General features: G+C 40.2%; 16 protein-coding genes. All 16 read left to right on the top strand.

From position 1 onward, the window contains the following. Positions 1-338 precede the first annotated feature (338 nt). The 16 genes from FD50_RS12635 (at position 339) to FD50_RS02715 (ending at position 22,751) form a co-directional block, all read left to right on the top strand. The gene (locus tag FD50_RS12635) at positions 339-479 is read left to right on the top strand and encodes a hypothetical protein (RefSeq protein WP_156653473.1); all 141 of its coding nucleotides are present in this window, start codon (positions 339-341) and stop codon (positions 477-479) included. Further along, positions 461-1,591, top strand: a complete 1,131-nt coding sequence (yfmF, locus tag FD50_RS02785; RefSeq protein ID WP_054758064.1) for an EF-P 5-aminopentanol modification-associated protein YfmF — start codon at positions 461-463, stop codon at positions 1,589-1,591. Before FD50_RS12635 ends, yfmF begins: the two co-directional genes overlap by 19 nt. Before the next feature lie 5 nt (positions 1,592-1,596). Next, the gene (gene yfmH / locus FD50_RS02780; RefSeq protein WP_056960141.1) at positions 1,597-2,898 is read left to right on the top strand and encodes an EF-P 5-aminopentanol modification-associated protein YfmH; all 1,302 of its coding nucleotides are present in this window, start codon (positions 1,597-1,599) and stop codon (positions 2,896-2,898) included. Position 2,899: 1 nt separating this feature from the next. Beyond that, positions 2,900-3,625: an elongation factor P 5-aminopentanone reductase gene (gene ymfI, locus FD50_RS02775; protein ID WP_056960139.1), complete on the top strand. Its 726-nt coding sequence runs from the start codon at positions 2,900-2,902 to the stop codon at positions 3,623-3,625. 98 nt (positions 3,626-3,723) lie between these two features. Continuing rightward, positions 3,724-4,629, top strand: a complete 906-nt coding sequence (locus FD50_RS02770; protein WP_056960137.1) for a helix-turn-helix domain-containing protein — start codon at positions 3,724-3,726, stop codon at positions 4,627-4,629. Between the two features lie 31 nt (positions 4,630-4,660). Then, the gene (pgsA, locus tag FD50_RS02765) at positions 4,661-5,248 is read left to right on the top strand and encodes a CDP-diacylglycerol--glycerol-3-phosphate 3-phosphatidyltransferase (protein ID WP_056960135.1); all 588 of its coding nucleotides are present in this window, start codon (positions 4,661-4,663) and stop codon (positions 5,246-5,248) included. 183 nt (positions 5,249-5,431) lie between these two features. Further along, entirely contained in the window at positions 5,432-6,676 is a 1,245-nt protein-coding gene (locus tag FD50_RS02760; protein ID WP_056960134.1) for a competence/damage-inducible protein A, read from the top strand. A 105-nt stretch (positions 6,677-6,781) separates the two neighbouring features. Next, entirely contained in the window at positions 6,782-7,846 is a 1,065-nt protein-coding gene (gene recA / locus FD50_RS02755; protein ID WP_056960132.1) for a recombinase RecA, read from the top strand. Between the two features lie 743 nt (positions 7,847-8,589). Continuing rightward, positions 8,590-13,737, top strand: coding sequence for a glycoside hydrolase family 70 protein (locus FD50_RS02750; protein ID WP_056960130.1), 5,148 nt, complete (start codon positions 8,590-8,592; stop codon positions 13,735-13,737). Between the two features lie 384 nt (positions 13,738-14,121). Further along, a complete protein-coding gene (locus tag FD50_RS02745) occupies positions 14,122-14,832 on the top strand; it encodes a Crp/Fnr family transcriptional regulator (RefSeq protein ID WP_056960128.1) in 711 nt (236 codons plus the stop codon). An 85-nt stretch (positions 14,833-14,917) separates the two neighbouring features. After that, positions 14,918-15,388 carry an arginine repressor gene (locus tag FD50_RS02740; RefSeq protein WP_054757962.1) on the top strand — a complete coding sequence of 157 codons (471 nt, stop codon included), beginning with the start codon at positions 14,918-14,920 and terminating at the stop codon, positions 15,386-15,388. 99 nt (positions 15,389-15,487) lie between these two features. Then, positions 15,488-17,605 (top strand): PBP1A family penicillin-binding protein, encoded by a 2,118-nt coding sequence (locus FD50_RS02735; RefSeq protein WP_056960126.1) that lies wholly within the window; start codon positions 15,488-15,490, stop codon positions 17,603-17,605. A gap of 63 nt (positions 17,606-17,668) precedes the next feature. Next, complete coding sequence (locus tag FD50_RS02730) at positions 17,669-18,013, top strand: YlbF family regulator (protein WP_054757964.1); 345 nt, start codon at positions 17,669-17,671, stop codon at positions 18,011-18,013. A gap of 146 nt (positions 18,014-18,159) precedes the next feature. Then, on the top strand, positions 18,160-19,377 hold the full coding sequence (locus tag FD50_RS02725) for a metallophosphoesterase family protein (protein WP_056960124.1): 1,218 nt from the start codon (positions 18,160-18,162) through the stop codon (positions 19,375-19,377). Continuing rightward, on the top strand, positions 19,355-21,760 hold the full coding sequence (locus FD50_RS02720) for an ATP-binding protein (RefSeq protein ID WP_162256064.1): 2,406 nt from the start codon (positions 19,355-19,357) through the stop codon (positions 21,758-21,760). Before FD50_RS02725 ends, FD50_RS02720 begins: the two co-directional genes overlap by 23 nt. 19 nt (positions 21,761-21,779) lie before the next feature. Beyond that, entirely contained in the window at positions 21,780-22,751 is a 972-nt protein-coding gene (locus FD50_RS02715) for a 3'-5' exoribonuclease YhaM family protein (protein ID WP_156653472.1), read from the top strand. The last annotated feature ends 136 nt before the right edge of the window (positions 22,752-22,887 follow it).

Below are 22,887 nucleotides of genomic sequence, written 5' to 3'. Positions count from 1 at the left end.
GCAAAGCACTCGCTATGTTCGTAATTTCAAGTTAGCACTCAAATTTTCCCGACTTACGTCACACTCTTTTTCTAGTTATTCTGCATAAACGTGTTCCATAAGTCAAAATCTTCCGTCTAACTTCGAATTACTCATAGCAAAGTACTCGCTATGTTCGTAATTTCAAGTTAGTACTCAAATTTTCCCGACTTATGTCACACTCTCTTGGTGGCACATCCTTTTTTACATTCTTTCTTCAGCAACCAACTTTTTAAAAGATTGTAGTTGTGAAATGCTTAATTGTCTTTTAAATTTTTTTCGTTTATGATGAAGTGTATGCTTTTTTGAGGAGGAATTAGATGCGTACTGAACTGAAAGAAGGAGTGGCGCTCACAGTCATTCCGACTAAGCAATTTAAAACAACTAGAATAACGATTAATCTGATAACGGCTTTGACTGCCACCAAGCAGCTAAGCGACTGTTGCTGGGAGCACTTCTAGAGTGTGGTTGCCAAAAGTATCCCGATCAAAAAGCGATTGCTGATGAACTTGCTAGAATGTACGGTGCAGGCTTTGAGATTTCGAGTGTTCGTAGAGGAAACCTGCATTTTTTGAGTGTCTCTTTTGATTGCGTAAATGATGAGTTTCTGGCAGAAAAGGAAGATTTATTGCAAGCAGGGTTTTCATTTTTGCAAGAAATCTTGTTTCGTCCGCTTGTAAGTCAAAAACCTGCTGCTTTTGTGGCAGAGTTTGCACGTCAAAAAAGGAACGTAGTTGATTATGCGGGTGCAACACAAGATAATAAGCAGCTATACGCGGATCTTTCACTGCAAAAGCTTTTGTTTGACGATGAAAAACAAGCATTGCCATCTTTTGGTAACTATCAAGAACTTTTGAAAATTACAGCAAGCCAACTTTCAAGCTCTTATCAAGAGTGCTTAAATAAAGATCGGATCGAGATAATTGTTTCCGGTGATGTGAAAGAGGAAAGATGTAGACAGTTAGCTCAGCAACTTCCATTCGCAGCACGGAATCTCAGAAAGGAAGAAATTTTTTATGTGCAGGAAGGACATGCGCTTAGAAAAAAAGAAGAAAAGCAAAAAGTGACTCAAGGAAAACTCAACCTTGGTTTTTCATTGCCAGTCTTCTTTGCTGACCCTTTATATTTTACCGTTTTGGTTTTTGAAGGCCTTTTCGGGGGCTTGCCGCTTTCCAAATTATTTGTTAATGTGCGTGAAAAAGCACAGCTTGCCTATTATGCAAGCAGCAGCTATGATAGCTTTCGCGGAGTAATGACAGTCCGGACTGGTCTTGATCCTAAGAATAAAGAACAGGCACTTGCAATCATTGAAGCTCAACTCAAGGATGTTCAAGCAGGACGTGTAACACAACAAGAAATTGAAGATACAAAAAAATCTTTGATTAATGAATATTTAAGTGGACTTGATAGTCAGGCAAATGTGATGCAACGAGTCTTGATAGCGATACTGACCGGTAGAACCTTGTCCACGACTTCTTGGATAACGGGAATTCAAAACGTAACACTTGCACAAATACAAGCAGCCGCGAAGATGACAAAGCTTCAGGCGGTCTATTTTTTAGATAAGGAGTAATTTAAATGAAAAAAATAGAATATCCGCTATTAGGTGAATGTGTTTACCGGACAGTTTTGAAAAACGGATTAAAAGTCAATCTGGTGCCACGTCCGAACTTTCATAAAGTATATGGCATTATTTCGACGGACTTTGGTTCGAATGACACACATTTCTGCTTGCCGGATACGCAAGAAGTCAGAAAAGTGCCTGCCGGAAGTGCACATTTTTTAGAACATAAGCTTTTTGAAAAAAAGGACCATGATGCGTTTGAACTTTTTGGTCACTTCGGCGCAGATGCAAATGCATTTACTTCTTATACAAAAACTAGCTTTCTTTTTTCAACAACTACTAATGTTAAAGAGAATTTGGAAATCTTGTTAGATTTTGTGCAGAGTCCATATTTTACAGCCAAAAGTGTTGCCAAGGAAAAAGGGATTATTGCTCAGGAAATCAACATGTATGCTGATGATGCTGATTGGCGTCTATATGCAGGCCTTGTAAAAAATCTTTATCCAGGGCAGCCGCTTAGTTACGATATTGCAGGTACAGTTGACTCAGTCAATCAAATTAGTGTAAAGGACTTGTACGACTTGTACCAGACCTTTTATCACCCAAGTAACATGGACCTTTTTATGGTGGGTGCTATAGATGTAACAGAAACACTGGAGTGGATTAATAAAAACCAAGCAAAGAAAGAATTTGCGCCAGCCATTGTGCCACAGCGCTTAGATGGCAGGAATGAAGTTGCAGCTAAGGCCGTAAATCCTGAGCAGCAGTTGGCATTTTCTGTTAAACGAGCCAAGGTTGCAATTGGCATAAGAGGGTTTGATCGCCTGCCTGCAGGAAAAGCAGGATTGAAATATAAACTGGCACTGCAACTACTATTTTACTTATTGTTAGGTGAGTCTTCCCAAGACTATCAAGAATTGTATAATCAAGGAATTGTTGATGACAGCTTTGATTATAGCGTGGTGGTTGAACGTGGATTCCATTTTGTATGGTTCAGTGGAGATACTGACCAGCCAGCTATTTTTCGTGCCAAATTAACCTCCTTAATCTTGCATGCAACTTCTGTGTTAAAAACTCAGACGGTTGAATTTCAGCTTGCTAAAAAAGAGTTTATTGGCAGGCAAATTCGTGCGATGAATGTCCTTGAAGCAATTGCTGAACAATACGAAGGCAGCTTATTTGATGATGCAACTCTCTTTGACAAGATCCCGTTATTACAAGAACTTACCTTGGAGTATTTGTTAGAAACAGCCGCTAAGTTTATTTCACAGCCGGGGATGAGCGTCTATGAGCTTTGTCCAAAGGAGGACGATTGAGATGAAATGGGCGCTGATAATAGGAGCTTCTGGCGATATTGGAGCTGCGGTTGCCAAAGATTTGGCGGCACAAGGATGGTCACTTTATCTTCACTACAACAACAACGCTGCCAGAGTTGCAAGCGCGTTAGCTCAGTTTAGGCAGCACTATCCGCAACAAGATTTTTTAGGCATCAAGGCAAATCTTCTAGAAAAGGAAAGCGCTGAACAGATTGAAAAGCAGCTGTTTGGAATTGATGCGGTGATTTTTGCTGAAGGAACAACGAGTTATGGTCTTTTTAGCGAAATGCCGCCAGCACGGCTACATGAAATGTTGTTAATGCAGGTTACGACCCCATTACATTTGCTCCAATTGCTGGAGAAGAAGCTCGCACAGAACCATTTTGGCAGAATTATTTTCATCGGCTCTGTTTATGGTGGTACTGGGAGTGCAATGGAAGTTGGGTATAGCACGGTTAAGGGAGCGTTAACCGCTTTTGCCGCTGCATATAGTAAAGAGGTAGCCTCCTTAGGGATGACAGTGAATGTGATTGCACCAGGGGCAGTTGCAACCCAAATGAACGCACTTTTTTCAGCACAAGAAAAGGGCCAGGTTGATCGTGAAATTCCGTTGGGACGCTTTGCTAAGACTTCAGAAATCAGCTATTGGGTGAGCGCTTTACTAAATGAACGGGCTGCATACATGACAGGACAGACGATTTATGTGACTGGTGGCTGGTTGAAATAAACGATTCTTAATTAATTATTCGTAACAGCTATGATATACTAGAAACGAACTTTAGATAGTTGAACTAAGATATTTAATAATATTGGAGAGTTTTAAAAATGAGTGAGATTGGAAAGACTTTAAAAACTGCACGTATAGAGAAGGGTTATACGCTTGATGACTTGCAGCAGATTACCAAAATTCAAAAGCGTTATCTGATTGCAATTGAGGACGAAAATTTTGCTGCACTTCCGGGTGATTTTTATGTCAAAGCATTTATTAAACAATATGCTGAGACTGTCGGGCTTGATCCAGCACAGTTTTTGAATACATTTGAACAACAAGACGCCCCAGAAGAAGTTAAGGAGACGCCAGTTGCTAATACAAGAAGTGCGCGAGTTGAAACTACCCGGGAAAGTATGGAAAAAACTAATACTTTCAATCGTGTTTTGAGTTATCTGCCCACGATTGTTATTGTCACAATCGTTGTGATTATTTTAGGCTCAATTTACTTTGTTGCTTGGAACAATCATCAAAAGACCGCACAGACGCAGCAGATTGAAAGCAGTAGCAGCAAGGTGTCTGTCTCATCGGAGAAGGCAACTTCAACAAAAACTGCAGCTAAGAAATCCTCTGCTGCAGCGACTTCAAGTGCTAAAAAAAGTACAAGTAAAGCTAAGAAATCTTCAAGCAAAAAAAGTGCAACTAAGCTACAGCTTGCTTCCAATTCAGGCTCGACATTTACGTATAATTTATCAGGTGCTACCAAGATTGAGACCGTGAAATTCAGTGTTTCTGGTTCAAATGCTTGGAGTGCTGTTTCGGTTAACGGAACGCAACAATGGCAGGGAACGCTAAGTGATGGACAAACACACGCTGTTACATTGCCAAGTGGAACGACGAGTTTAACAATCAATTTAGGTAACTCAAATGCTACAAGTTTAAAGATAAATGGCAAAAATTTCAACTTTAAAAAAGATAATGATTCTTTGACTGTGAGAACTTTAACAGTCAACGTTAAATAAAGCTTTACTTACAGGGGGAGCTAAAATAATAATGAATCTACCAAATAAGTTAACAGTTATTCGCATTTTCCTAATACCGATCTTCATGCTGGTGCTGTGTCTACCTTTGGCTTGGGGAAGCGTTTCTTTGGGGGGCACGACTATTCCGGTAGTTCAAGTTATCGGAGCTGTCATTTTTGCTGGTGCCTCACTGACTGACTTTGCCGATGGTCAGATTGCACGAAAACAGCATCTTGTGACTAATTTTGGCAAATTTGCTGATCCCTTAGCAGATAAAATGCTTGTAATGACAGCCTTCATTATTCTAGTGTCATTAGGAAAGGTTCCTGCATGGGTGGCCGCAATCATCGTTTGCCGTGAATTGGCAGTTACCGGTTTGCGGTTAATTGTTGTTGAAAATGACGGTCAGGTAATTGCAGCTGCAATGCCAGGAAAAATTAAGACAATGACTCAAATGTTTTCCATCATTTTTTTGTTGCTGAACAATGTTTTTTTTGCAGCAATTAATCTTCCAGTAGGAGAAATTTTATTATATATCTGCCTCTTCTTTACGATTTATTCTGGGGCAGAATACTTCATAAATAGTCGAAGTATCTTTGCAGATTCTTTCGATAAGTAACATAAACGAGACTGTGACTAGTTTTAGGTGGTCGCGGTCTCGTTTTATATGTTTAGCTGGATTTTAAAATTACGCAGTCGTACATACGCGGTAAATTCGGAGCAAGTAACCAAAGAGGTTCTCGCTTTGCTTTGGAAAATATTTTAACGTGAGACTGCGTATTTACATAAGGGGGCATTCAAAATGAAAGCAGAAATTATTGCAGTTGGGACTGAAATTTTGTTGGGACAAATTGTCAACACGAATGGACCATTTGTTTCAAAACGATTGGCAGATTTAGGAATAGATGTTTATTTTGAAGAAACAGTCGGAGATAATGAAGAAAGATTGAAACAAACAATTTCACTGGCTGCTAAGCGCAGTGACCTCGTTGTGTTGCTGGGAGGACTCGGCCCAACCAAGGATGATCTGACAAAGCAAACGGTGGCACGTTATTTGAATAAACCACTGATTGAGGATGCAGCAGCAATGCAAAAAATCACACGTTTTTATAAAGAAACAAGACGTCCGATGACTGAAAATAATCGTTTGCAGGCATTGTACATTGCTGGTTCTCACCCGTTAAAAAATTCAACTGGTTTTGCAGTGGGAATTTTTTATCAAAACGAAGAGGGTCCAGATTTTCTTCTTCTTCCTGGGCCTCCAGGGGAGTTAAAACCAATGTTTACTCAGGTAGTACAACCCTTGCTGCAAAAAGCCTACTTTAAAGATCACCATTTATATTCACGTGTACTGCGCTTTTTTGGAATTGGAGAGTCTTTATTGGTCACAAAATTGGCAGATTTAATTGACCACCAAAGCAATCCTACAATTGCACCCTATGCGAAAACTAGTGAAGTTACTTTAAGATTGACAGCCAGCAGTCGAAATGAACATGTGGCTAAAAAATTGCTTGATGAAGTTGAACAAAAAATTCAATCTAGGGTAGGTGAGTATCTATATGGCTATGGCGATCAAAATAGTTTAGTGAATGTAGTTGTTAACTTATTGGAACAAAAGAAGTTGACAATTTCTGCAGCAGAAAGTCTTACAGCTGGAGCTTTTCAAGCAATGTTAGCCGATGTACCAGGAGTTTCAAGTGTTTTTGCAGGTGGAGCAGTTACCTACTCTAATGAAGCCAAGATGAAGTTGCTGAAAATTCCAGCAGAGGTACTTGTAACTGAAGGGGCAGTCAGTGCACAAACTGCCAAGTTGATGGCAAGTGCAATTAAGAATCAGCTTGGCACCCAGATTGGAATTTCATTTACAGGTGTGGCCGGACCAGATGAACTTGAAGGTAATGCTGTTGGCACTGTTTGGATTGGCTTGGCATTTAAAGATCAGCCTGTTGAAGCTCGTTTGTTTCATTTCTCAAATGCCAGACCATACATCAGAGAAAGGTCAGTACTGACTGGATTAGACTGGCTACGGCATGAACTTATAAAATAACTCGAACTTTTGTTCGCTTTTTCTTGCATTTTAATTTTCTTACCTGTATCATTGACAGGTGAACAGATTGGTTTAAACTGTACGAATTTGTTAGGAGGAAACAATTTGGCCGATGAACGTCAGGCAGCATTGGATGCTGCATTAAAAAAAATTGAAAAAAATTTTGGTAAGGGTTCAATTATGCGCATGGGTGAGAAAGCTGACACTCAGATTTCGACAATTTCAAGTGGGTCGCTTGCATTAGATGAAGCGCTGGGTGTGGGCGGTTATCCGCGCGGAAGAATTGTTGAAGTCTATGGACCTGAAAGTTCTGGTAAAACAACGGTTGCTTTACATGCAGTTGCTGAAGTCCAGCATAACGGTGGGGTTGCAGCATATATTGATGCAGAGAATGCACTGGATCCAGCATATGCCACGAATTTAGGTGTCAACATTGATGAGCTCTTGCTTTCACAACCAGACACTGGAGAGCAGGGCTTAGAGATTGCTGATGCACTTGTTTCCTCAGGAGCAATTGACATTGTGGTGGTTGATTCCGTGGCAGCGTTGGTTCCAAGAGCTGAGATTGAAGGCGAAATGGGAGATGCGCATGTTGGATTGCAGGCCCGTTTGATGTCTCAGGCGCTTAGAAAACTTTCGGGGACTATCAACAAAACTAAAACAATTGCAATCTTTATTAATCAAATTCGTGAAAAAGTCGGAGTGATGTTTGGCAACCCAGAAACTACTCCAGGTGGAAGGGCGTTGAAATTTTACGCGACTGTCCGTCTGGAAGTACGTAGAGCTGAGCAGATCAAAGATGGTGCCGATATTATTGGTAATAGAGTGCGTATCAAGGTTGTGAAAAATAAAGTTGCACCACCATTTAAGCGAGCTGAAGTTGACATTATGTATGGCGAGGGTATCTCTAAGACAGGTGAATTAGTTGATATGGCTGTCGAAAAAGAAATTGTTAAAAAGAGTGGTTCTTGGTATTCATACGGGGAAGATCGAATTGGTCAAGGGAGAGAAAACGCTAAGCAATATCTCACTGATCACCCAGAAACAATGCAGGAAATTACGCTCAAGGTCAGGAAGGCTTACGGAATTGCTGATGAGGAATCTCCTGAAGAGGCGGACCCGACTTCTTTGCCACTTGAAGATGGAAAAAATGAAAAAGCAAAGAACTAATTAGAACAAAAGCAATCCAAATAAATACAAGTCAAGTTTAATATAAAAGACTAATTATTGATGTGTATTAATGCGGATAAAGTAAAATAAAACAAAGGAGGCTGTGACAAAAGTTAAATTTTGTCACAGCCCCTCTTTTATTCCGGATAAACGCGTTCCATAAGTCAAAATTCTGCGTCTAACTTCGAATTACTCATAGCAAAGCACTCGCTATGTTCGTAATTTCGAGTTAGCACTCAAATTTTCCCGACTTATGTCACACTCCCTCTTTTATTCCGGATAAACGTGTTCCATAAGTCAAAATTCTCCGTCTAACTTCGAAATACTCATAGCAAAGTACTCACGATGTTCGTAATTTTGAGTTAGCACTCAAATTTTCCCGACTTATGTCACACTCTCTTTTGTAGTTAGGTAGAAAATTACCAAGGTATGCTGGCTGATTATTTTGGGTGAAAAGAGGAACTTTGAAAGCCAAAAATGGGTTTTTAAGTTCCCAAAAATAAAATAATATTTTTTTAAAAAGAAACCGTTTTATCTTAAAAAAATATTTAATGTACACAACACATCATGTTAGAATAAAAACAAGAAAAGAAAGTTATGAAAACAAATATCTTTTTTCAAATTAATTAATTAGTGTTTTTTTTATATTTTCAAGAGATTGGAATTTCGGGGGGCTAAGAAGATAAAATGTTTTCATAATGAAAGCAGCTGTCTTCGGTACCAGAATTTAAGGGGAGAGAAAAGTGAAGGAAACAAAGACGCATTATAAGATGTATAAAAAGGGGAAAAATTGGGTTTTTGCAGCGATCACAGTCACAACGATTGGTTATGGCCTTTTAGGAATAAATAGTGAGCATGCTGCAGCTGCTAGCAATGATGCGACTGTGACTGCAGGCAGTGAGACTGTCTCAAGCAACACAAGCAGTTCAACGCAAGCCGAAAAAACAAGCGAGCAGGCGAAAAGCAGTGCTAAGGTTACGACTTCCACTAGCAGTAGTGCTAGTGACTCAGATTCTAAAACCAACAGTAGCAGTAGTACACAAAAGGTATCTAATAGCCAGTCTAATACTACGACTTCCGCTAGTCATGTTTCTTCAACTGAAGCTGCTGTTTCAAGCAGCGCTAAGAGTTCAACGAATGCTGATAAGACTTCAAGCAGTCAAGCTAGTTCACAAAGCAGCCAAAGCAGCTCTCAAGCGAGCTCAACAGCACAGTCAAGTAGTGCTCAACCGAACTCATCATCTCAAAGCAACTCATCATCTCAAAGCGAGACAAACAAAGATACCGCAACAAAGGATCCTTTAGTAGACACGGAAACAAATTTGCAAAATGGGCACTATGTTGCTAACAACGATACTTGGACATATGTTGATGATCAAGGAAATGTTGTTAAGGGACTGAAAAAAATTGATGGGAATGTACAGTATTTTGACCCGCAGACAGGTGTTCAGATTAAGGGTGAATATGTCACTGTAGGCAAGCAGACCTATTATTTTGATCCACATTCCGGAAATGCGATCGCCTATTCTAAAACAAATGGTGATACCTTTGCAGCATATAATGCTGACAGTAGTGTAGCACAACAGGGCTTTTTTACTGATCAAAATGGTAATACCTATTACTTGGAGAGCAGTACGCAATATAAAATCGGTCTGCAAGAGATTAATAAGGTTACATATTATTTTGGAGAAGATGGCATTCTTAGGAAAAACACCACGCAGACAATCGATGGTAGATTATACTGTTTTGCCAGTGATGGGAGCGCTAAGTTACTTCCACAGGATAAGTTGACTGAAAGTCAGGCATCCGCAAAAGAAGTTGCTGATTTTGCGGCGCACAATGTAGCTAAATCGTACGATGCACAAAGCTTTGAAAATACTAATGGATATCTGACAGCTGATTCATGGTACGTTCCTAAGTATATCTTGTCAAATGGACAGCAGTGGGTTGCATCAAGTGCGAGTGATTTCCGGCCTTTATTGATGGCATGGTGGCCAAGCAAACAGGTGCAAGCTGACTATTTGAATTACATGGCCGGTCGCGGCGTAGTGGCAGCTACCAAAACCTATTCAGCCAATGACACTTCATTGGAATTAAATGGAGCAGTTGAGGCAGTCCAGGCTACAATTGAACGTGCACTAAAAATCACGGGGAATGTGACTTGGCTGCGTGATGTTATGTCAAAATTTGTCAAAGAAGAGACAATTTGGAATAAAGAGAGCGAAGATGTTCAATATTATGGGCTGCAATTACAAGGCGGTTTTTTAGCTTATCAAAATAGTAGCTTAACCCCTTGGGCAAACTCTGATTATCGCAAGTTAGGTTTTACTCCAGGATATTTAGATGGTAAGTCAAATAAAGATGCTGAATTTTTATTAGCCAATGATATCGACAACTCCAATCCAACTGTTCAGGCTGAACAACTAAATTGGTTATACTATCTAACTAATTTTGGAACAATTACTGCAAATAATGCGAATGCCAATTTCGATGGGATTCGGGTGGATGCTGTTGATAATGTCGATGCCGATTTGCTCCAAATTGCAGCTGATTATTTCAACGCAGCTTACGGTACAAATCAAAGTGATGCGAGCGCTAATAAACATCTGTCAATTCTTGAAGATTGGGGGATGAATGACCCAGCTTATATTAGCGAGCATGGTGCCTCTCAACTCACGATGGATAATTATATGGGTGTGCAGCTCAATAGTTCGTTGACAAATGCACAAGGTCAAAATGATAAAATGGCGCGTTTTGTCCAATGGTTCTTAATTAACAGAACAAATGACGATACTGAAGACACAGCGATTCCAAATTATAGTTTTGTAAGAGCACATGACTCTAACTCACAAGATCAAGTAAGGCAAGCAATTCAAGATGCAACAGGAAAACCCTATGGTCAATTTACTTGGGCTGATCTTGAGAAAGGTTTGGAATTATTTTATAAGGACCAAGACTCTACAGTAAAGAAATATAACAAGTATAATATTCCAAGTGCTTATGCAATGTTACTGACTAACAAGGATACTGTTCCACGTGTTTTTTATGGAGATATGTATTCAGAAGGTGGACAGTATCTTTCACAAAAAACAATCTATTACGACACGCTCACCAACTTACTTAAATCTCGAATCAAATATGTGGGTGGCGGTCAGACAATGGCCGTAGATCAAAACGACGTATTGACAAGTGTTCGTTTTGGCAAGGGAGCATTGAATGTTACAGATCAAGGAACGTCTGAAACAAGAACTGAGGGTGTCGGCGTAATCATCGCTAATAACACTGACCTGAAGTTGAAGGACGGCGAGCAGGTTGTGTTGCACATGGGTGCTGCACACAAAAACCAGGCATTCAGAGCGGCAGTGCTAACGACTAGCACTGGACTGGTCAACTACGAAAATGATACTGCTGCGCCGGTAGTTTACACAGATAACAATGGTGATCTAATTTTTACGAATAAAGATCTGGTTGTCGCTGGTCAAACGGTTGCCAATACCGCAATTCAAGGGGTAGCTACTCCGCAAGTTACTGGTTACTTGGCTGTGTGGGTTCCAGTTGGCGCAGCTGCTGAGCAGGACGCACGAACTGCGGCCTCAGATCAGACTTCAACTGACGGCAAGGTTTTCCATTCCAATGCAGCATTAGATTCAAACGTGATTTTTGAAGGCTTTTCTAACTTTATTTCTTACCCACAGGAGCGCTCACAGTACGCTAATATTGTAATTGCCCAAAATGCAGCCGCCTTTAAGCAGCTTGGGATTACGAGCTTTGAACTGGCACCGCAATATCGTTCAAGCAGTGATGGCAGCTTTTTGGATTCGATGATTGATAATGGGTATGCATTTACTGATCGTTATGATTTAGGATTTGGAACGCCTACGAAATATGGAACTGCGGCTGATTTGAGAAATGCGATTGCAGCACTGCATGCCAATGGAATTCAGGCAATTGCTGATTGGGTACCCGATCAAATCTATGCTTTACCTGGTCAGGAAACAGTTACAGTTACACGTACTGACGATCATGGTAATTGGATTAGCGATTCCAGCATTCATGATTCACTCTATGTTGCTAATACGATTGGCGGCGGTGAATACCAGAATAAGTATGGTGGAGCATTCCTCGCTGAATTGCAGCAAAAGTATCCTGAACTGTTTACTAAGAACCAAGCAGTTACCGGTGTTCCGATTGATGGGAGCACTAAAATTAAGGAATGGTCTGCAAAATATCTGAATGCTACAAACATACTTGGCCGCGGGTCAGAATATGTATTGAAGAGTAATGACAACGGCGAATATTTCTATGTTGGCACTGAGCGTACTGCCTTTCTTCCAGCAGTTTTAGTTGCTCAAAATGAACGGGCAGAATATGCAGCTGGTGATTCTTCACAAGCAAGGTATTACGCGCAGCTAGAGGATACTGCTGGACATTGGTATCTGATTGATCCTACGACTGGGACAAAGCAGACTGGTTTTCAAAAGATAATAGATCAAAATAAGGTAGTCTATTATAACAATGCTGGTCAAATGCAATATGGGCAACAAAAGATAAATGGACAGTGGTACTTGTTCGATAGCTATGATGGTGCAATGAAGACCGGATTACAATCCATTAAGGGTCAAAATAAAACTGTTTACTACAACGACAAGGGTCAGATGCAATACGGACAGCAAAAGATTAACGATAGCTGGTATCTTTTTGACGGGTACACAGGTGCGATGAAGACTGGCTGGCAATATCTTGCTGCTCAAAATAAGTTGGTCCACTATGCTACTAACGGTCAAATGCAACATGGTCAGCAAAAGATCGACGGTCGGTGGTACTACTTTGATACGGTGACTGGATCGCAGAAATTTGGGCTGCAGTATCTTGCTGATCAAAATAAGACGGTCGATTATGGCAGCCAGGGATGGATGCAATATGGTCAGCAGAAGATTGATGGACAGTGGTACCTGTTCGATAGTTATGATGGCGCGATGAAGACCGGGTTACAATATATTAATGGTCAGAACAAGACTGTTTATTATAACGCTAAGGGTCAGATGCAATATGGTCAGCAAAAAATTGGTGATGACTGGTATCTTTTTGATGGTTACACAGGTGCAATGAAAACTGGCTGGCAATACCTCGCAAGCCAAAACAAATTGGTCCATTATGCAAGTAATGGGCAAATGCAATATGGCCAACAAAAAATCGATGGTCGGTGGTACTACTTTGATACGGTGACTGGATCGCAGAAATTTGGATTGCAATATCTTGCGGATCAGCATAAAACAGTCTTTTATGGTAATCAAGGTCAGATGCAATATGGCCAGCAGAAGATTGACGGACAGTGGTACCTATTTGATAGTTATGACGGTGCGATGAAGACCGGTTTACAGTATATTAATGGTCAAAATAAGACTGTTTATTACAACGCCAAGGGTCAGATGCAATATGGTCAGCAAAAAGTCGGCGATAACTGGTATCTCTTTGATGGTTATACAGGTGCAATGAAAACTGGTTGGCAATATCTTGCAAACCAAAATAAACTAGTTCACTATGCAAGCAATGGGCAAATGCAATATGGGCAACAAAAGATTAACGGTCGCTGGTATTACTTTGATACATTAACTGGAGCACAAAAATTTGGTTTACAGTATCTGGCGGATCAAAATAAGACGGTTGACTATGGCAGTCAGGGGTGGATGCAATATGGACAACAGAAGATCGGCAACGATTGGTACTTATTTGACGATTACGATGGTGCAATGAAGACCGGCTGGCAATATCTTGCGGCTCAAAACAAGACTGTATATTACAATGAGAGTGGAAAAATGGTCTACGGTCAGCAAAAGATTGACGGCAAAGTATATAATTTTGATACAGTCACAGGTGCATTAAAAAAATAGAGATAACTTTAAACTAATCTAGAAAATTGCTTCTATTGCCTAACGTGAAAAATGAGGTTCTGGAGAAACTAGAATGAAAGCTTAAAGTACAATTAAAGAGTTTGAATGTCTCAGTGAGATTTTATTAGTTGGGATGCATTGACTCAAAAATTGTAGGGCCAAGTTACGGAGCTGCAACAAAACATTAGTTTTGTCACGGCTCCGTTTTTGCCCTTTAAGATGTAATAATTTTTGCTTTATTCAAATAGTAAAAATTTTGTAAAGTCAGCGTAGAAGTTGCGTATTTTAATTGAGCAAGCTTTGTCAATAAAGGCAAGTCAGATTTTGTTTGATAGGTTGGTTATTTGAGAAAACACAGCTAAATTAAGTATTGGGGGAAATGGCATGGAAGGAAGATACGATACACCAAAAGTTAAAGAAAGATTAGCACAATTGCAGTTCTTTTTGTTACTGAATGAACAGCAACAAATGGAATTTGCAGCACATGTAAATTTTAGAGAGTTGAGAAAAGGTGAGAAACTGCAGCAATTGGGGAAGGATTATGGAGGCTGCATCCATTTAATAACTAAGGGACTGGTAAGTATTCGCAAGTACAGTGTTAATGGGGAAAGGATCGCTTCTTTGCCGTTAGGAGTCGATGATTTTTGCTCTTTTGAATATATAGTAGGAGAGGGTGTCAGCAATTATGAGATTATGACGCTCACACCGGTTTCAATTGCAGCAGTTCCCGTACAATTCTTTAAAAAGTTAATTGGGAGTAATCAAGCAGCGCTTGAATTTATTATTTCAGGGACGCGTACTATTTTAGGTGATATGCTTAATCACCGTTCAATCTTCGCACTTTCACGACCAAGAATCAGAGTAATTACCTTTTTGCTATATCTTAGCAAGAAGGCTGGTGATCCTAGTGAAGATGGTAGCCGGCCGGTCCCAGAATGGCTGACGCAAACAGAACTAGCGTTGATGGCTGGGACAACAAGAGAAACAGTTTGTGCAACGTTTAAAGCTTTGCAACAAGATGGCGGTTTAGTGACAGAAGGTAAACGTTTGAGGTTAGGGATGGCTTTTTACGAAAAGTATAAAGTTTCTGTTTGAAAAATAGTGCGTTGAGTTAATAAAAACAGATAATTTGTTATAATATATGATTATGATCATAATCAAAAACAGCGAGGAAAAATAAATGAAAAAAGAGACACGACAGGCCAAGATTGAACAATTGATTACACAGTATGAAGTCGGCACCCAAGAAGAATTGATGAAGCTGTTAACCCAAAACGGGATTGCAGCAACCCAAGCAACTATTTCGCGTGATATGCGTGAAATGCGGATTGTTAAGGAGCAAAGCAGCAGTGGAAAGATCCACTACGCGATTTTCAAAGGTAATGCAGTTTCAGAAAAAGAGAAGCTCTACAATAGCATTTCGGAGGCGGTGCTTGAGGTTGTACCCGTGCAATTTATTAATATTGTTAAGACCTTGCCGCATAATGCTAATGTTTTGACTGCAATCATTGATGAACTTGCACTTGATGAAATTGTCGGCACAATCGCCGGTTATGATACTATTTTAGTCATTAGCAAGTCTGAAGAGGACGCACGTAAAGTTAATAGTTTATTTACTAAGTATGCTCAACACGATGAGTCAGCACAATGAGTTTCTTAATTAAATCTAATAATTAGTACTCGGTTTTGCTCTTAAAAATCCTTATGGTAGAATTAAAGTTATACTTTATAAAAGATTGGAAAATGAAGCATGGATGTCAATTCCTTTTTTTCACAATTATGGCAGAATTTTAAAAAGATTTCACAACGCTTTGCGGCGTGGTTCAAACAGAAGTGGTTGCGATTTCAGTTATGGCGTTGGCTGACAATCGCTATTTTGAGTATCTTTCTTTTGATGAGTAGTTATCTTGTTTTTGTCGCTAAGACAACCAACGTTAAGGATTTAAAATCAGAACTGGAACGTTCAACCGAAATCTATGATGAAAAGGGCCAAAAGGCAGGATACTTATACTCACAAAAAGGAACGTGGAAGTCGCTTGATCAAGTTTCGCCCAACATGGTTAATGCCGTTTTATCGACTGAGGATCAGAATTTTTATCATGAGTACGGGTTTTCTTTTAAAGGAATTGCACGTGCAGTCTTGCTCTATGCCAAAAATAAAATTCTTGGACGTAACTATATCAGTGGTGGCGGAAGTACTCTGACGCAACAATTGGTTAAGAACGCGTTACTATCCCAAGAACAGACTTTTTCGCGTAAGGCAAAAGAAATTTTTATTGCCATGCAGGTTGAAAATGAATATTCTAAAAAAGAAATCATGACGATGTATCTTAATAATGCCTATTTTGGAAATGGTGTTTGGGGAGTCGAGGATGCCTCAGAAAAGTATTTTGGGGTGCATGCAAATCAGCTGACTGTGCCGCAGGCAGCGACTTTAGCGGGAATGTTGACGAATCCCAGTGGTTTTAATCCTTTAGATCATCCTAAAAGTGCAACCGCACGGCGAAATGTTGTATTGGAGTTGATGGGTGCAAATCAGAAATTAACGCAGACACAGGTTAAGCAATATCAGGCAACTGCAATGGTGACAAATGACCGTTACCAATATGCTTCTGGCTACCGTTATCCTTATTACTTTGACGCAGTAATTTCTGAAGCAATTAATAAGTATGGTTTAAGCGAGTCAGATGTGATGAATCGCGGCTACAAGATTTATACAGGGCTTAATCAGACTTATCAAGAGAAGATGCAAAACAGTTTTGCAGATTCAACCTTATTCCCTTACAATGCAGCAGACGGAACGAAAGCACAAGGAGCATCAATCGCAGTTTCACCAAGCACAGGTAATATTATGGCTCTTGTGGGTGGGCGCAGTGGCACACATGTTTTCCGTGGTTATAACAGGTCGACGCAATTAATCCGTTCACCAGGTTCAACCATCAAACCAATTGCGGTCTATGCTCCAGCATTAGAGGCAGGTTATCATTATGATTCAACCTTAAAAGATGAACTCAAATCTTATGGCAGCAACAAGTATACACCGCATAACTGGAATGATGTTTATGCAGGAAATATTATGATGTATAAGGCGCTTGCACAGAGTAAAAATGCTGCAACGGTTTGGCTTTTAAATAAAATCGGGGTGGATGCAGGCTACAAGATGGTTAAAAAGTTCAATTTGAATATTTCAAGTAGTGACCGCAATTTAAGTTTGGCACTAGGTGGTTTATCGCAAGGAGAGTCACCCGCAAAAATGGCGGGTGCTTACACAGCTTTTGCGAACGACGGTAAAATGACTTCTCCGCATTTGATCAGAAAGATTGTGGATGCATCAGGAAAAGTAATTGTTGATAATACCAAAACTTCCAGCAAACGGGTGCTCAGTCAAAAAAATGCGCGTGAGATGACGAGTATGATGCTGGATGTTTATCAGAATGGGACAGGAACTGCTGCCAAACCAGCAGGTTATCAAATAGCTGGTAAGACTGGTAGCACACAAAGCGCTGATGGACAGACTACTAATGATAAGGATCATTGGTATATTGGCTATACTCCAGATGTGGTGGTGGCAACTTGGGTCGGATTTGATAACACAAAATACTCTTTGGAAAATGAAGGAACACGTGGAGGGTCAGCTCTTTTCAAAGACGAAATGGAAGGAATTTTGCCAAATACAGCGCAAACTTCCTTTAAAGTTAAGAGTGCTTCTGCTCGAGTCGCAACTTCGGGAAAGAGTAGCTCCAGTCTATGGAACGGTTTGAAGAATGCTGGAGATAGTGTTTCTAAATCAGCTTCTGATCTTGGTAAAAAAGCAGCTGATCTTTTTGACGCTGGAAAGCAAAAAGTCGAACAGTGGTTCGGCAATTAAGGCGTATTTTAGCTTAAAGCATGGTACAATTTAAGTGTGAATAATAATGGAGGAGAAAAATAAATGTCTAATCTTTATGATGCAGCTTATGAATTTGAAGACCAAATTCGTCAAAGTGCTGAATTCAAAGCATTAACAAAGGCATACAACCAATTGAAAACTGATGATGAGGCTTTTGCCGAGTTTAAAAAATTGCAAAAAATGCAAATCGAGTTCGGCAAAAAACAAGTTTCTGGAAAAGTTGAACAACAAGATCTGGATGCATTGACACAAGAGGGAAAGAAAGCTTCTAGTTATAAGGCACTGCTGGAACTTGAGGAAAAGGAACAGACGCTTGCTAAAATAATCGATGAAGTGCATGGTATTATGTTTAAACCAGTCGAAGAACTGTATACAGCTAAAGATTAAGAGGCAAGTGCTGTATTTTCTGCAGTAGGCAGAGATCCTCACTGCTGTAAAGCTGACAGCATTGGCACGAATTATCCCCCGGAGGCAATAATTCGTGCTTTTTTGTCTTTATCGCAAAAGTATTTTTTAGATTGAGAGGTCATCGCATGAAGTTCATTCATACCGCTGATTTGCATCTTGGCAGTCCCATTGAAGGGTTAACGACAATTCCAGAAAAATATTTACAGTTGCTGCATGAGCATACAAATCAACTTTTTGCACAATTAGTTAAGGCGGCTTTACGCGAAAAAGTTGATTTTATACTAATCGCAGGTGATTTTTTCGATAATCATGCTCCGAGTGTTGCGTTGCAGGTGGCAGTGCATGAACAATTTGAGAAACTACAGCGAGCAGGAATTAGTGTTTATCTTTGCTTAGGAAATCATGACTATTTGAACCTTGATAAAGAGCACGTTTTTTTCCCCGAGAATGTCTTTCTTTTTCCAAATTATCCCATGACAAAACATTTTAGAGTAGGCACAGCAGAAGTAGCTTTGACCTCCTTTAGCTATGCACAACGTTGGACAAGTGGAATTTTGCAGCAATTTCCGCGAAAAGGACCTGAAAAATGGCATTTGGGCATGTTGCATGGAGCATTGAAGGAAAACGATCCTGGAGGTCATTATGCTCCCTTTGACATTCCAGAGTTGCTGGCAAAGAGATATGATTACTGGGCTTTAGGGCATATTCATAAACGGATGGAATTAGCTGCTGATCCTCCAATCGTTTATCCCGGCTGTTTGCAAGGAAAAAATCGGAAAGAAAGCGGTAGCAAGGGCTTCTATGTGGTAGAAGAACAGGCTGGGAAGCTTGTACCGCATTTTTGTCCAATGGAGACGCTTAGATGGCAAACAGTGGATTTTACGCTTAAAAAGGGTGAAGATGAGGCCAAGATCGAACAAAGGATCTTTTCCGAATTAGTAAAACTGTCTCAAAAAAATGATAAAATTGCATTGTTATTGATAACTGTGCGGCTTTTTTTGACACACGGTACGGCAACTAGTCTGCAGGAGAAAGTTTCCAGCGGCTTTTTAGTACGCCGCTTGCGTGATTTGCTTAAAGAGCTGCCCAATCTCTATGTTGAAAAGCTGAGTGCGCAACTAATAAGTGAACCTGCAATCTCCTTAATTGACCAAGAAATTTTGGCACAGGCTCGGCAAAAAACCTTTCAAAGCAGTCAGTTGACTGCAATGGCAGGTAAATTGTTGAACTATCCTTTTATTGAGAAGCACCTTTTAGAAAAGGAAGTGCAACAAGAGATTGAGACGGCAGCAGTATTTGATCTAGTTGAGGAAGCTGATGATGATGAGAATATTACAGGCTGAGATCTACGGTTTTGGCAAATTCACAGATACAAAATTTGATTTTGAGCATAAGCTGCAATTTATTACGGGTGCAAATGAGGCGGGAAAATCAACGCTAAAAGCCTTTATTAGTGCAATCCTATTTGGCTTTGTTGACCGGCGTCAGCGCTTCAAGCGTTATGAACCTAAAAATGGGGCAAGATATGGCGGCAAATTAATAATCGAGCAGGAAAAACAATTATATACATTAGAACGGCTTGAAGGCGAAAAAGGGGGGCAACTGGTAATTACATCCCTTAATACGGGACAACAGCTGCCGGCTAGTTTGCTGCAGCGTTGGTTGAATTCGTTGACAAGCGATCTTTTTGAAGCTGTTTATGCCGTTGATCAAACGAGTTTGGAACAGATTAGGCAGTTGGCACCGGAAGAATTGGAAAAAAGTTTTTTGACAATTGCTGCAAGTGGCAGTCAGCAAATCATGATGCTGCAAAAAAAATTGCAAAAAAAAGCGGAACAAATTTACAAACCAAATGGGCGGTTACCCCAACTGAATAGATTATTACAAACTTACGAAAAACAAACGCAGGAACTGCGAGCAGCCAATCGTGATTCACATCTTTTTGTGGAGTGGGAAAAGACGCTTGAGAAAGAAAAAGAACAGCAAGAAGCGGTCAAGAACCAAATTAAAATTCTAGAAAAAGAGCTGCTACGGCAACGACAATTGGATAATTTGTGGCCTACTTTTGTTGAATTGGAACGTCTTCGAACTAAAGAGAAAAACCAGCAGCCAATTGGATTGACGCCGCAAGAGTTTACCGCTTTACAGGAACTGCAGCTCAAGGTAAAAACCAAGCAGGATTCCAGTAATAGTCTGACAGCTAAGTCTCAAGCTTTGATGCAACAGGGGCAGCAAACAATTAATCTTGAAGAGTTGCAAAAATACGATGCGGCCAAGGACCAGTTTGACAATCTTTTTCACCAACTTGACGTTCACTCTACTGAGATACAACTTGCTTTGGAATTACAACAAACGGTTAACCAGCAGTTGTCTTCTCCACAAGCTGCTTCAAGGGAAAATGAAGTTTTGAGGAGGACCAGAAAAAAAGTTCAAAAACCACTTTTTAAGCAAAATAGGCGGCAGCTCGCTTTGCTGGGATGGGCACTAATTGCAGGTAGCTGTCTTTTGCTCAGCTTCTTTAGCTCGAAAATTACAATTAAATTGCTAGCTGTTGGTGGATTATTGGCTGCACTTTTTGCCGTGTGGCAGAGTATGTCTAAAAAAAGCGGACAGTCAGAATCCAGGTCCCAAAATTCCTTGAGTACAGGATCTGCGCAGGAAAGAGACTTAATGGTGCAGAGTGTGGAGGCAAAACGACTGCAACAACTCTTGGAACAGCTTGCTTTTTTTACACAAGCGAGTGCTTTTTGTACTGCTAGCTTGCAACTACCCGTGGAATTGCTAAAACGGTTAGCACGTTTGCAGCAATTTAAAACACGGATTAAAGATGCTTTACGTGAACGCAGCAAGCGTGATCGGTTTTTGGATTATTATCGACAAGAACATGAGAGAGTAACTGCAGAATTGAATGCTTTAACTGAACAGTTAAAGCAGCAGCTGCAAAAAAATGGGGCAAGTTCTTTTGCACATCTGCAAGCACAGTATTTGCAGCAGCAACAAAATACAGAAAAAAATGCAAAGTTGCAAGGTTTGCAGACACAGCTTCCAGCTGAAGTTCAAAATGAATTACGGCGTTATCAGAGTCGAGAAGAATTCAAAGCGCACTTGAGCAAAAAGCAAGACGAGCTCCAACACCAAAAAGAACGACTTTCTCAACTGACTGTAAGTATCACTGAAAAAGAAGTTAGATTGGAACAATTTGGCAAGTCAGTGCGTATCTTAAGATTAAAACAAGAGCTTGCCAATAAGCAGGCACAGATTTTAGCTGAAGTTGACAGCTGGCTTGCGTTGAATGCTGCAAACCAGTGCTTGGAAAAAGTACTAGAAATAATGTCACAGCATACCTTGCCGCACGTTATGCAGTTGGCACAACACTATTTTAGACGGCTGACACGCGATCAGTATGAAAAAATTGTAATGGTAGAACGCCACTTGCAGTTAGTTGATAAAAATAAAACACAATATGATGTACGCGAATTATCGCGTGCGACCGCTGAGCAGCTTTACTTAGCATTGCGGTTGGCTTTTATTGTGCAGATTAATCGGACAATTAAGCTACCTGTCCTAATTGATGATTGTTTTGTCAATTTTGATGAGCAGCGCAGAAATGAATTACTAGCACTTTTAGAAGAAATTAGTGCTGAGACGCAAATTATCTGTTTTACAGTCGATATTTCATTTTTATATGATAAGGTAGATAAAGAGAACATTTTAAGAGTCGACTGAAACCAAGGGAGGATTACACGTGAGTCATAAAAAGATTTACGAATATGCGGTTGATGAGAATATGGAGCTATTTGTACTTATTAAGTCAGCGGATGTCAGGGTAGCTAAGAATGGTAACCAGTTTATTGCGTTCAACTTTTCTGATAGTTCTGGCGAAATTAGTGCGAAGTTTTGGGATGCATCTCCGGCGGACACTGCTGCTTATCAACCTGGGAAGATTGTGCTGCTTAAGGGTAAGCGAGAAATTTATCAGGGAAACCCGCAGATTAAAATTTATCGGATGCGCCTGGTAAAAGAAGGTGAGCCCAATGATCCTAGCCTTTTTGTTCAGAAAGCACCAGTTTCAAAGAATGCCATGGAAGCAGAGTTTAATCAGGCTATTTTTGAAATTACCAACCCTAATTGGAATCGAATAGTTCGTTTTTTGTTGAAAAAACATCAGGAAGATTTTTTCAGCTATCCTGCAGCTAAGAAGAATCATCATGCCTTTGCAGGGGGCTTAGCTTTCCATACCCTCTCTATGCTGCGCTTAGCACATGCTGTAGCCCATGAATATCAAGAAATTAATGCCCCTTTATTATACGCAGCTACTATCTTGCATGATTTGGGTAAGACAATTGAACTTTCTGGGCCGGTAGCAACCCAGTATACACTTGCGGGAAACTTAGTTGGTCATATTGTGTTGATAGATGAAGAAGTTGTCAAGGCAGCCGGTCAGCTGAAAATTTCATTAGAAAGTGAAGATATGCTTCTTTTGCGGCATATGCTCTTAGCACATCACGGCTTATTGGAATATGGTTCACCCGTTCGTCCGCATTTATTGGAGGCTGAGGTCCTTCATCAAATTGATCAGTTGGATGCTTCGATTCAGATGTTAAAAGGAACGCTAAGCCATACACAGCCGGGAACTTTTTCGGAAAGAATCTTTGGCATGGATGGACGCAATTTCTATAAACCGCTTGCTGAGACAGAGCAACCAGAACAGGAATAAAGCATGAATGTGGCTCAAACAGTGCGCGTTCTTCAGTAGAAGTGGGATAAAAGAGATCAGTTAATAAGAACACATTTTGAAAAAAAGCTCTATTAAAGAAGCGGGCTCGTACAAAACTTAAGTTTTGTACGAGCCC

Source organism: Liquorilactobacillus satsumensis DSM 16230 = JCM 12392 (assembly GCF_001435195.1).
Lineage (GTDB): Bacteria > Bacillota > Bacilli > Lactobacillales > Lactobacillaceae > Liquorilactobacillus > Liquorilactobacillus satsumensis.
The sequence above is the reverse complement of the archived record's forward strand: the minus strand, read 5'-3'. Positions and strand labels throughout refer to the sequence as shown.